The 12,129-nt window shown below is 55.9% G+C and carries 6 protein-coding genes and 4 pseudogenes; 4 read left to right on the forward strand and 6 right to left on the reverse strand.

Annotated elements, in window-relative coordinates; all coding sequences use genetic code 11:
- Positions 1-98 precede the first annotated feature (98 nt).
- The 6 genes and pseudogenes from N7E01_RS08865 to rpmH all read right to left on the reverse strand — a co-directional run bounded on the left by N7E01_RS08865 (position 99) and on the right by rpmH (position 5,432).
- The gene (locus tag N7E01_RS08865) at positions 99-1,304 is read right to left on the reverse strand and encodes a tyrosine-type recombinase/integrase (protein ID WP_289175673.1); all 1,206 of its coding nucleotides are present in this window, start codon (positions 1,302-1,304) and stop codon (positions 99-101) included.
- A 184-nt stretch (positions 1,305-1,488) separates the two neighbouring features.
- A pseudogene (gene mnmE, locus N7E01_RS08870) lies at positions 1,489-2,845 on the reverse strand (tRNA uridine-5-carboxymethylaminomethyl(34) synthesis GTPase MnmE).
- 60 nt (positions 2,846-2,905) lie between these two features.
- On the reverse strand, positions 2,906-4,594 hold the full coding sequence (gene yidC / locus N7E01_RS08875; RefSeq protein WP_289175675.1) for a membrane protein insertase YidC: 1,689 nt from the start codon (positions 4,592-4,594) through the stop codon (positions 2,906-2,908).
- Between the two features lie 70 nt (positions 4,595-4,664).
- The gene (yidD, locus tag N7E01_RS08880; protein WP_289175677.1) at positions 4,665-4,898 is read right to left on the reverse strand and encodes a membrane protein insertion efficiency factor YidD; all 234 of its coding nucleotides are present in this window, start codon (positions 4,896-4,898) and stop codon (positions 4,665-4,667) included.
- Positions 4,892-5,258 (reverse strand): annotated as a pseudogene (gene rnpA, locus N7E01_RS08885) (ribonuclease P protein component). Before rnpA ends, yidD begins: the two are co-directional and overlap by 7 nt.
- A gap of 39 nt (positions 5,259-5,297) precedes the next feature.
- Positions 5,298-5,432 (reverse strand): 50S ribosomal protein L34, encoded by a 135-nt coding sequence (rpmH, locus tag N7E01_RS08890; RefSeq protein WP_013521800.1) that lies wholly within the window; start codon positions 5,430-5,432, stop codon positions 5,298-5,300.
- Between the two features lie 264 nt (positions 5,433-5,696).
- On the opposite strand from rpmH, the pseudogene dnaA reads away from it, so the two are divergent.
- The 4 genes and pseudogenes from dnaA to N7E01_RS08910 all read left to right on the forward strand — a co-directional run bounded on the left by dnaA (position 5,697) and on the right by N7E01_RS08910 (position 11,980).
- Positions 5,697-7,152, forward strand: a pseudogene (gene dnaA / locus N7E01_RS08895) (chromosomal replication initiator protein DnaA).
- A 2-nt stretch (positions 7,153-7,154) separates the two neighbouring features.
- Positions 7,155-8,264, forward strand: a complete 1,110-nt coding sequence (gene dnaN / locus N7E01_RS08900) for a DNA polymerase III subunit beta (protein ID WP_289175692.1) — start codon at positions 7,155-7,157, stop codon at positions 8,262-8,264.
- 126 nt (positions 8,265-8,390) lie between these two features.
- Positions 8,391-10,839, forward strand: a pseudogene (gene gyrB, locus N7E01_RS08905) (DNA topoisomerase (ATP-hydrolyzing) subunit B).
- A gap of 859 nt (positions 10,840-11,698) precedes the next feature.
- Positions 11,699-11,980, forward strand: a complete 282-nt coding sequence (locus N7E01_RS08910) for a hypothetical protein (RefSeq protein WP_289175693.1) — start codon at positions 11,699-11,701, stop codon at positions 11,978-11,980.
- Positions 11,981-12,129: the final 149 nt, after the last annotated feature.

A 12,129-nucleotide genomic window follows, 5' to 3' on the forward strand; every position in this document is an offset into this window, starting at 1 on the left:
AGCTCAACGCCCCGCTACGCTGTTCTACTCCTGCGAAGTCTCTATTGGTTTCATGGGTAGCGGGAAACCCCGCAGAGGTTGCTCAATGGAAGCGGTCTTCATCTTTCAGCCCGTGGCACAACAAGATTCATAGCTGGCGCGAGGGTATCAATGATGTCAGCCCATGCTTGCAGCATGGCTTTGCGTTGTTCGGAATACTCGGCACGGTTGTAGACACCACGCACGCCACCGATAGTGTGGTTTAACGCTTTTTCCACAACATCTGAGGCCCATCCTTGTTCATGCAGCAGAGTCGATGCGGTGCGCCGCAAGTCGTGGATCGTAAAAGCCGGAATTTCCTGGCCTTGCAATGAGACCTTGAGTGCTTTGTTAAGTGCGTTGTGTGCAAACGGTTTGATCAGAGAACCCCGACCTGGCAAGACCCATTCACTTGTACCGGCGAGAATAAATAGCTCGCGGAACAGTATCACCGCTTGATCCGACAGATAGACGATGTGCGGCTTGCCTGTCTTTGAGTTTCCTTGAGGGATGTGCCATTCGGCCTCTTCGAGATACACGTCCCTTTTCTTGGCCAACAACAGTTCCGACTTGCGAACTAGCGTCATCAGGATGAGCTGGAGGCTGATCTTGAACTGACGACGGATGTTCGACAGGTGGACGGCTTGAAGGAACTGTTTGATTTCACCGGTCGTCAACGCTCGCTCTCGGGACACTGTCTTGTAGATGTGACGTATCGGCAGCGCGCTCACCGGGTTGGATGAGATAAGCCCACAAGTTACGGCGTAGTCCAACATCCGTTTGAGCAAGCCGCGCACTTGGCCCGCCGCCGCGTCAAAGCCCTGCTCCTTCTTTTTCCAAATGACTGAGCGCACATCCTCGGCGGTGAGGTCGCGCACCGCTTTGCTGCCCAGGTAGGGAAGAATGTCTTTGTCCAGATAGCGGCGTGGCATGGTGGTGTCTTTACGGTCGCGCTGCTGGATTTCCTTGAAAAAGCGTTCGGCGAACTGTTTGAGGGTGGTGTTTTCCGGGCCCGCGATCTTCGATTGCTGTTTTTTCTGGGCTGGCGACTCGCCGATTGCCGCTATCTGTGAGGCACCATCGCGCATAAGCCTAGCATTCTTGAGGGTGAGCGCCGGGTACTTGCCGAGGGTGAGCTTCTCATACTTCCCATTGAGCCTATAGCGGTAGCGCCAGACCATCCCGCCGGTTGAAAAAACTTCCAGGTACAGGCCGCGGTCGTCGCTAACGGTGTAGGTCTTGTCCCTGGGCTTGAGAGCCTTCAAGGCGGTGTCGGTGAGTGCCATCTGTTTCCTCCGTATGTCCAAGTAGAAAGAGGCTCAGGCCAAAACTGCTACTTGGACATAAACTTGGACATAAAATCAGACGGCTTTCAATATGTCTGTATAGCGCCATATAGGCAATAAATCCAGCATTCATGCGGGTTTCAAGGGAATTCGTAGACCTTGATGGACCCCCGTGGAAGTGAGGTTATTTGCCGATACAGAAACTCGAAAAAATTTCCCCCAGCAGGTCATCGCTGGTGAATTGCCCGGTAATCGCGCACAAGTCTTCATGGGCCAGCCGCAGTTCTTCGGCAAACAGGTCAAGCACACTGTCATTGAACTGCGCATGCTGTGCGGCCAGCTCCAGATGTCCGGCGGCGCTTTTCAGGGCATTCACATGGCGTTCGCGGGCCAGCCAGGGGATTCCGACGTGGGTTTCCAGCCGGCGATGTCCAGCAGGCGCTGCCGCAGTTCGTTCAGCCCGTCGCCCGATTTGGCCGAAATGTACAGCCGGCTGTCAGTGGACGTGGGCTTTTCAGTGGCCAGATCCAGCTTGTTGAACACATTCAGTACGGGGGTGCGTGCGGGCAGTCGCTCGGTAATGTCGCTGTCAAGCGGGTCTTCGGGTGAGCGGATGTCCTGCAGGTGGATGATGACGTTGGCTTTTTCGATTTCAGCCCAGGTACGCTCGATGCCGATGCGTTCCACGGTATCGTCGGTGTCACGCAGACCCGCCGTGTCGATGATGTGGATGGGCACGCCGTTGATGTGAATTTGTTGAACGACTTTGTCGCGAGTTGTGCCGGCAACGGGGGTGACGATGGCAATGTCGTCGCCGGCCAGGGCATTGAGCAGGCTGGATTTGCCCACGTTGGGCTGGCCGGCCAGAACCACATGCAGGCCTTCGCGCAGAATCATGCCCTGGCCGGCCTGTTGCAGAATTTCATTTAGATCATTCTGGATGGAAACCAGCTGCTCGTGGGCCTGGTACTTTTCCAGAAATTCGATTTCTTCTTCGGGGAAATCAAGGGTAGCTTCAACCAGCATGCGCAGGTGCACGATACGCTCATCAAGCGCGTTGACCTGATGCGAAAACGCGCCGCTTAACGAGGTCATGGCGCTGCGCGCTGCGGCTTCGGAAGACGCTTCGATCAGGTCGGCAACGGCTTCGGCCTGGGCCAGGTCGATCCGGTCGTTCAGGAATGCACGGTGGGTAAATTCGCCGGGCTCGGCATGGCGCAGGCCCAGATGGGCGCCTGCTTCAAGGCAACGTTCGAGCAGCCGACGCAAAACTGCCGGGCCGCCATGGCCCTGCAGTTCAAGCACATCTTCACCGGTGTAGGAATGGGGCGCCGGGAAAAACAGCACAATGCCCTTGTCGATGGGCGTGCCGTTGGCGTCATTGAAGTCAAGGTAGTGGGCGTGGCGCGCTTTCAGTGGCGTACTGAACAGCGTTTGGGTCAGGGGCAGCAGGTTTTTGCCCGATACCCGGACAACGCCGATGCCCCTTGCCCGGGGGCGGTGGCGATGGCAACAATGGGTTCATGTGCATAAGCGACCATGGGTTCACCTTGATGTCGCCAGCCCGGCAGGGCCAGGCCGCCCGGGCCTGGCCGTTGGGTTTAGCGATGTGCTTTGGCTTGCGCTTGCTCTTTGTCGAGCTTGTGCATGATGTAGCGTTGCTGGGCGATGGAAATGGCGTTGTTAACGCACCAGTACAGTACCAGCCCGGCAGGGAAGAAGAACATCATGCCGCCGAATACCAAGGGCATCAGCATCATGATGCGGGCCTGCATGGGGTCGGGTGGCGTGGGGTTCAGCTTGATCTGCAGGAACATGGTCGCCATCATGATGGCCGGCAGGATGAAGTATGGGTCGCGCGCGGCCAGGTCGTGGATCCAGAGAATCCAGGGAGCGCCGCGCATTTCAACACTGCCCAGCAGAACCCAATACAGTGCAATGAACACCGGGATCTGGATCAGCATCGGCAAGCAACCACCCAGCGGGTTGATTTTTTCGGTGCGGTACATTTCCATCATGGCCTGGTTCAGTTTGCCACGATCGTCGCCGAACTTTTCACGCAGGGCTTGCAGGCGTGGGGTGACCTGCTTCATTTTGGCCATCGACCGGTAGCTGGCGGCGGATAACGGGTAGAACACCAGTTTGATCAGGACGGTAAGCAGGACAATGGTCCAGCCCCAGTTGCCGACAAAGTCATGAATCCAGGTCATGAGTTTGAACAGCGGTTTGGAGATAATGGTCAGGAAGCCATAGTCGACCACGACATCGAGACCGGGGGCCACGGCTTGCATGGCGTCCTGGTCTTGCGGGCCGACCCACAGTTGGGCCTTGACCGCAACCGTGTCGCCGGGTGCCAGGGTTGCGGTGGGTTCGATGCTGCGGATGGCATACAGATTGTTGCCCAGACGCAGCGCTTCGTTGAAGCGGGTCTTGCCTTCGACAGGGACCCAGGCCGATGCAAAATAATGTTGAACGACGGCGATCCAGCCATCGTTGGCCTGTTTGATGTAGTTGGCCTTGCCTTTGTCGATGTCAGAGAACGAGATCTTCTGGTACTTTTCTTCTGCCGAATAAACCGCCGGGCCAGTGAAGGTGTTGTAGAAGAACGAGGTGTTGGGCGGGTCGTTGCCGTCGCGGGTCAGCTGCAGATACAGCGATGGGGTGACGGGTGCATTGCCTGTATTCTGGATGTCGTGCGTGACATGAATGTCGTAGCTGCCCCGTTTCAGCGTATAGGTTTTGGTCACCTTGACGCCGTCGGATTCGGCTTCGAAGACAACATCAAGGGCGTCGCCGGCAAGTGTGGTATCGGTGGATACCAGACGGAATGGTGTCAGGTGGGTGGGGAAGTTTTGACCCGCAGGCGCACCGACAACCCCGGTTTGGGCCACGTAAAACGAGTTGGGGCTGTTGTCGAGCAGCACCATGGGGCTGTCAGAGCCGTCAAAGCCGCTGAACTGCGACAACTGTGCCTTGACCAGCTGGGCTCCCAGGGTGTCGAAGGTGAGTTCGTAAACGTCGGTCTTGACCTGAACCTGTTGGCCGGTTGGCGATGCGACGGCGGGGTTTGAGCCGGGTACAGCATCGGCGGCGGCATTGGTGGCTACCGGTGTGCCGGCAGGGACATCGGCCGGGTTGGTACCGGTCGCTTCAGCAGGTTGCGCGGTTTGCGTTGACGCAGGTGAGCCACCGAATAATGACGGCATGCCACTGTGCACTTGCCAGTTGTTCCAGAGCAGCAAGAGCGAGAACGAAAATATGATCCAGAGGAGGGTGCGTCGGATATCCATAGCGCCTGTTCAAAGGTTGAAGCACAAAAGCATGCTAGTTTAACGTAGCCAGCCCTAAGGGCTGGCCGGGTCAGTGTCCGGTTGTCTGTGTGCCTGGTACCGGGTCGTGGCCACCTTCGCACCACGGGTTGCAACGGCAAATGCGTTTTGCCCCCAGCCACAGCCCTTTACCTACGCCGTGGGTTTCAATGGCCTCGATGGTGTAAACCGAGCAGGTTGGGGTGAAGCGGCAACTGTTGCCAACCCAGGGGCTTAAAAAATACCGGTAAAACCGGATGGGGGCGATAAACAACGCTTTCAGCATTTGGCCGACCGTTCAAGCAAGGAATCTGCTTCGGCCCGAACTTTTTGTTTAAGTTCAGTTAACGAGGCCGGCGCCACTTTGCTGTGCAGACGGAAAACGAAATCTTTGGGTGGAAGCTGGTGTCGTTTTAGCCGGAAAGCTTCGCGAATGACACGTTTGATGGCATTGCGTGTGACGGCTTTGGCGGCAAAACGTTTGGCGATGATCATGCCAAGGCGCGCGCCTTCGGGGTTTGCCGCGACATTGCGCGGGGTGCTGACCACAAGCAAAGCCCTCGGGCAACGCGTTTGCCTTGCAAGGCAAACGCATATTCAGAGGGCGGTGCAGGCGCGCCGCCGGTGTGAACGTGGCACGCATCAGTATCTGGCCGGGGCCCGGAACGTTGCCGGGAACGCCGCTTTAGACAGCCAGACGCTTGCGACCTTTAGCGCGGCGAGCGTTGATAACAGCGCGGCCGCCACGAGTTTTCATGCGAACGAGAAAGCCGTGTGTGCGCTTGCGGCGTGTAACGGAAGGTTGGAAAGTGCGTTTCATGGCGCTATGCCTTTGGTTGTGCCAGCAGGACGTGTCGTGTCGGGCTTTTTGCTTTTTGAACGCATGTTTTCAATGCGTTTTTCAAACACCCGCAGCGCCTACCTGCATAGACTTAGTTAAAAAATCCGGGAAAGCCTGCTATTTCAACAAGTTTTTAATGAATAGTCAAGCGCTTAGCGCAATCTGACATGGGCTGTTGCATCCTGCCTTGTGGATAACTTCCCCGTCAACAGGGTAGAATCGAGGTTTACAGAAGTGGTATCTATGAAAGATTTTTGGCAATCCTGTCTTCAACGCCTGGAGCAAGACCTACCCCCGCAACAGATCAGTGCCTGGATACGCCCGCTTGTGCCGGTGGCGTACGACGAGGCCAATGCTGTGCTGCGCGTGGCAGCGCCCAATCGCTTCAAGCTTGATTGGGTGCGCAAAAACTTTTCCAATCAAATCGAAGCGTTGGCCTCAGACTGGTTCCAGAGGCCGGTGCAGGTCACGTTTGAACTGGCGGCATCGGGCAGTGCCCGTGCGGCGGGTGGGCCATCGGTGGCCATGCCGGCGGCACCGGCACCTGTTGCAACGCCTGTTGCCGCACCCAGCGCTGCACCTGTGCCGCGTGCGGCTGTCGCTTCGGGCACCCCGGCGTCTCCTGGTCTTACTCCTGCGGTCGTGGCCGCGCACGCCGCCGCCGATATCGCCTACGACCGCTCCAGTCTGAATACCGATCTGACGTTTGAAAATTTCGTTACCGGTAAGGCCAACCAGTTGGCCCGGGCGGCCGCCATCCAGGTCGCGCAGAATCCGGGCATTTCGTACAACCCGCTGTTTTTGTACGGGGGCGTTGGCCTGGGCAAGACTCACCTGATTCACGCCATTGGCAATGCCCTGCTTAAAGAGAACAGTTCGGCGCGGGTTCGGTATGTACACGCCGACCAGTATGTGTCCGACGTGGTCAAGGCATACCAGCGCAAGGCGTTCGACGAATTCAAGCGTTATTACCATTCGCTCGATTTGCTGCTGATTGACGATATCCAGTTTTTTGCCGGCAAGAACCGCACACAAGAAGAATTCTTCTATGCGTTTGAAGCCATGGTGGCCAAGCGCAAGCAAATCATCATCACGTCAGACACCTACCCGAAAGAACTGGCCAACATCGACAGCCGTCTTATTTCCCGTTTTGACTCGGGCCTGACGGTGGCTATTGAGCCCCCGAGCTTGAGATGCGGGTGGCTATTCTGTTGCGCAAGGCCGAAATCGAAAGCGTCACCATGCCTGAAGAGGTGGCTTTTTTATTGCGAAGCATTTGCGCAGCAACGTGCGTGAGCTGGAAGGGGCGCTGCGCAAGGTGCTGGCCTACGCGCGTTTCCATGGCCGTGAAGTACTGACGGTGGAAGTGTGCAAAGACGCCTTGAAAGACTTGTTGTCGGTGTCGAACGGGCAAATCACGGTGGAAAATATACAGAAAACGGTGGCCGATTTCTACAAAATCAAGGTTGCCGACATGTACTCCAAACGCCGGCCCGCTAATATTGCCATGCCGCGTCAGGTGGCTATGTATCTGGCTAAAGAGCTGACCCAGAAAAGCCTGCCCGAAATCGGTGATTTGTTCGGGGGCCGCGACCACACCACGGTCTTGCATGCAGTTCGTAAAATCTCAGACGCACGATCCAAGAATTCCGAGCTTAACCACGCCTTACACGTATTAGAACAAACCCTGAAAGGATAACCATGCAACTCGTACAAACGACTCGCGATGCGTTGCTCAAACCCCTGTCGACCGTGGCCGGTATTGTCGAACGCCGCAACACCATGCCGATTCTGGCCAATGTGCTGTTGCGCAAAGAAGGCAACCAGGTCTCGTTTCTGGCCACTGATCTTGAAGTCCAGATTACGACGCACGCCGATTTCGGTGTCGGTGACCAGCCCGAATCGACCACAGTAGCCGCGCGCAAGTTGATGGACATTTTGCGGGCGTTGCCTGATGCGAATGATGTGAAGCTTGGGTTGGCCAGCGGCAAACTGTCGATCCAGTCGGGTAAAAGCCGCTTTGCGTTGCAAACCATGCCGGCAGCCGATTACCCCACGGTATCGCAGCCCGAGGCCTGGGATGTTTCGTTCTCGTTGCCGCAAAAAACGCTCAAGCATTTGTTCAACATGGTGCACTTTGCCATGGCGCAGCAAGACATCCGGTATTACCTGAACGGTTTGCTGTTTGTGTTCGAACCGGGTCTGGTACGCACGGTGTCCACTGACGGTCACCGCCTGGCACACTGTGCGGCGGCGGCTGATGGTATTGCCCAGAAGCACGATGTCATTGTGCCGCGCAAAACCGTACTTGAAATGCAGCGCTTGCTGGGTGACCTTGACGACCCCGTTCAAATTGATGTGGCTGCAGGCCAGATCCGGTTCCGTTTTGCCGACGTTGAGCTGATTTCGAAGCTGGTTGAAGGTAAATTCCCCGACTTTACGCGTGTTATCCCGACGAACTACACCCGTCATTTTGCGGTCCGTCGCGAAGCTTTGCAGGGCAGTTTGCAGCGTGCCGCCATTCTGACCACCGACAAACTCAAGGGTGTCCGTGTCCAGATGGGTGACAACCTGTTGAAAATTTCATCCAGCAATGCCGAGCAGGAAGAGGCTCAGGAAGAAATTGACATTGATTACGCGCACGAAGCGCTGGATGTCGGTTTCAACGTCAGCTATCTGCTGGACGTCCTCGCAACGGTGAAAACCGAAGAGATCCTCTGGTCGGTTCAGCCGGATGCCAACGCATCGGCACTCATCACCTTACCCGACGACGATCAGTTCAAGTACGTCGTCATGCCAATGCGCATTTAGTCACTCAGGCGCTTCATGGTATTGCCCGATTCTGCGGCGGCGTAAGCGCCTGTTGGCCCTGCCGCAGGTCCCGGCACACGTTGTGCCGCAGTCATTGCCCGCTTTATATAAGGTAAGAAAATCGTTATGTCAGATCAGACTAACCCTACCCCTGAATCCGGTTACGGTGCCGAATCGATCAAGATGCTCAAGGGCCTGGAAGCCGTTCGTAAACGGCCAGGCATGTACATCGGCGATACGTCCGACGGTACAGGGTTGCATCACATGGTTTTTGAGGTGGTCGACAACGCCATCGACGAAGCCCTGGCGGGTTACTGTGACGACATCGTTGTCACGATTCACGCCGATAACAGCATTTCGGTCAGCGACAACGGCCGCGGTATTCCTACCGACATCCATAAAGATGACGAATTCGGTCGCAGCGCCGCTGAAATCGTCATGACCGAGCTGCACGCCGGCGGCAAGTTTGACCACAACTCGTACAAGGTTTCGGGTGGCTTGCACGGGGTGGGTGTGTCGTGTGTGAATGCGCTGTCCGAATGGCTGCGCCTGACGATCTGGCGCGATGGTAAAACCCACGAAATGGAGTTTCGCCAGGGCGAGCGCGTTGAGCCGCTGCATGTCACGGGCACCGCGTCGCAAACCGGCACGCGGGTCCAGTTTTTGGCCGATCCGATCATTTTCGAGAACATTGAATATCACTACGATATTCTGGCCAAGCGCTTGCGCGAGCTGTCCTTCCTGAACAACGGTGTGAAGGTACGCCTGATCGACGAGCGTCAGGGCCGCGAAGAAAACTTTGCATTTGCCGGTGGCGTGAAGGGGTTTGTCGAATACATCAACCGTACGAAAACCGTGTTGCATGGCAATGTGTTTTCGGTTAGCACCGAGTCCCAGGTGGGCGAGGTGGAAATTGGTGTCGATGTCGCGATGCAGTGGAATGACAGCTACACCGAAACGGTATTGTGCTTCACGAACAATATTCCGCAGCGTGACGGCGGTACCCACCTGACGGGCTTGCGTGCCGCCATGACGCGTGTCCTGAACAAGTACATCGCTGATAACGAGATGGCCAAGAAGGCCAAGGTCGATACAACTGGCGACGATATGCGTGAAGGCCTGGCCTGCGTGTTGTCGGTGAAGGTGCCAGACCCCAAGTTCAGCAGCCAGACCAAAGACAAGCTGGTGTCCAGCGAAGTTCGTCCAGCCGTTGAAGAGGCGGTGGCACGTACGCTGGAAAGCTGGTTGCTTGAGAACCCGAACGACGCAAAAGCGCTGTGCAACAAGATTATTGAAGCCGCCCGGGCGCGTGATGCGGCCCGCAAGGCGCGTGAGATGACACGTCGTAAAAGCGTGCTTGAAGGCGCAGGCTTGCCGGGCAAACTGGCTGACTGCCAGGAAAAAGACCCCGCGCTTAGCGAAATTTACATCGTCGAGGGTGACTCGGCGGGGGGTCGGCCAAGCAGGGGCGTGATCGCAAGTTCCAGGCTATTTTGCCGCTGCGCGGCAAGGTGCTGAACGTCGAAAAGGCACGTTTTGACCGCCTGATTGCCAGTGAGGCAATCACCACGCTGATCACGGCGCTGGGCACCAGTATCGGCCCCGATTTCAATATCGAGAAGCTGCGTTACCACCGCATCATCATCATGACCGACGCGGACGTTGACGGTGCGCACATTCGTACGCTGTTGTTGACGCTGTTCTATCGTCAAATGCCGGCCTTGATCGAGCATGGCTATGTGTATATTGCCCAGCCCCCTTGTACAAGGTGAAGCAGGGCCGCGACGAACGTTATCTGAAAGATGCCCACGAAGAGGCACAATACATGATGGAACTGGCGCTGAAAGATGCGTCGGTGATTCCGTCAGAGGGCGCAGCACCGCTGGTTGGCGATACGCTGGCCGAATTGATGCGTCAGTATATTTTGGCGGACGCGGTGATCAACCGTCTGGGTCGCACGGTGGATATTGAAGCGTTGTCGGCGATGGCAGAGGGTGTGTCGCTGAACCTGGACGACCAGGCGTCTGCCGAAGCGTCGGCACAGCGTTTGCAGTCGGCCATTGAAAACCCGGCGTTGCCGGGTAGTGTGACGGTAACTGCCGAACAGCCCGAAGAGGATGGCCCGTGGCGCCTGGTGCTGCGTCGCATGCATCACGGGAATGTTCGGGTGTCGGTGTTTGACCGTACGTTTGTGCGTGGTGCCGATTATGCCGTGTTGTCGAGGGCAGCCAAAACGTTTGTGGGCCTGATGGGTCGCGGGGCGATGGTGGTGCGCGGCGAGGGCGAGAAGCGCAAAGAGAAGTACGTGTCTGATTTCCGCGAAGCGGTTCAGTGGCTGCGTGCCGAGGCCGAACGTTCGGTCAGCAAGCAGCGCTACAAGGGTCTGGGCGAGATGAATCCACAGCAGTTGTGGGAAACGACCATGGATCCGAAGGTACGCCGTTTGTGGCGTGTGCAGATCGATGATGCGATTGCGGCTGATGAAGTGTTCACGACACTGATGGGTGATCACGTCGAGCCCCGGCGTGAGTTTATTGAAACGCATGCCTTGCAGGCGGGGAATATTGATACGTGATGGTTGTGTTGGTTTCGGGAATAGTTGGCCAGGTTTTGTGAGATAAGTTGGCCACTGCTCCTGATGCGTTATGAGCGGCTACCTTTTAGGTGGCCGTTTTTATTGGGTTGGCTTGCTTGACGCCTGGCACCGTCGTGCCAAGGGTGTGTTGGTGCAATTGAGGGGAAGTGATGTTGCCTGGCTAAGTTTATAACCTCACACCAGCAGGTTCCTTCGGCTCGATATCATTGCGTTTTGGCTGAACAGCAGGCGTCGAATACCCCTTCGTCCTTATAGTCACCTCTTCGGGGCGGTGCGGTACTGTCTTCTGCGATGCCCGTCTGCGCAAGAAAGCGAAGCAAGGCCCCTTGGTTGGAACTCCAGTACGTTGTAGGTATTGCAAGGGAGGGCCTTTTTGCTTTACTAATCCGATATCCACTGTGCAAGTGCATGTAAGTCGGCAGGTCGGTGTGCGTGATTTAAGTTTCCCGATTGGGTAGCAGTGTTGAGAAACTCCACGCGTTTACCGCTGGACGGGGGAATTGATCGGAGGCTCCCTAAGGCGTAGAGGGGCATGAGAATCAGTATGAGTGGATGACTTGTGTAAAAGTCTTGGCCGGCTCACTCTTTGCCCCAAAATCGACCCTAATAATTGAACGGGTTTCGGATAAACTGACATTCGGGAAAAACTTGAGAGTTCCGTAGGAATTTTTCGCTTTTTTGAGACGAATAAATTGAGGGTTTCACAAACGCTGAACAAGTAGCTGACTCAATAAGCTGCGCCTATTCGGAGTTTTGAAATCGTACAAATTTTCTAAGAAACTTGCTGGCCTTGGCCCAAATAAACATACAACGGATGGCGAGTTAAGCGAGAGGTGCAATGCAGGAAGTATGGGATTGGTTGTTAGTGAATCCAGCGCGTTTTTTGGTGTTGATATCGCTGGTGGTGACATGGCTTGTTTGCTCAGGGGAGTATCATGGACGCAAATCGGGTGGCTCCGGTTGGTTGACTTTAGCCCGGATTTCGGTAGGGGCAATATTTACATTGGTCACGGCCGTTGTTGCTGGCTTTTTTGGCGGTGTGGGTGCGTTCTTTGGTTATTTAGTGCTGCAAGTTTTTGTTTGTGTGTTGATTCCCATCGTTTGGGTAGACAAAATTTAGCGTCGCGCGTATAGATGAATACGCTATTGCCCCCTCTGTCACAATAGAGGTCCGCTCATTTTTGGTTAATATTTGAGGGAGCGGTCGGAGTGAGGAAGTGCCCAGCTATAGCGCAGAATTCAAAGAACAGACAGTCAGGAAATTGATGC

This window comes from Neopusillimonas aromaticivorans (genome assembly GCF_030344915.1).
Lineage (GTDB): Bacteria > Pseudomonadota > Gammaproteobacteria > Burkholderiales > Burkholderiaceae_B > Neopusillimonas > Neopusillimonas aromaticivorans.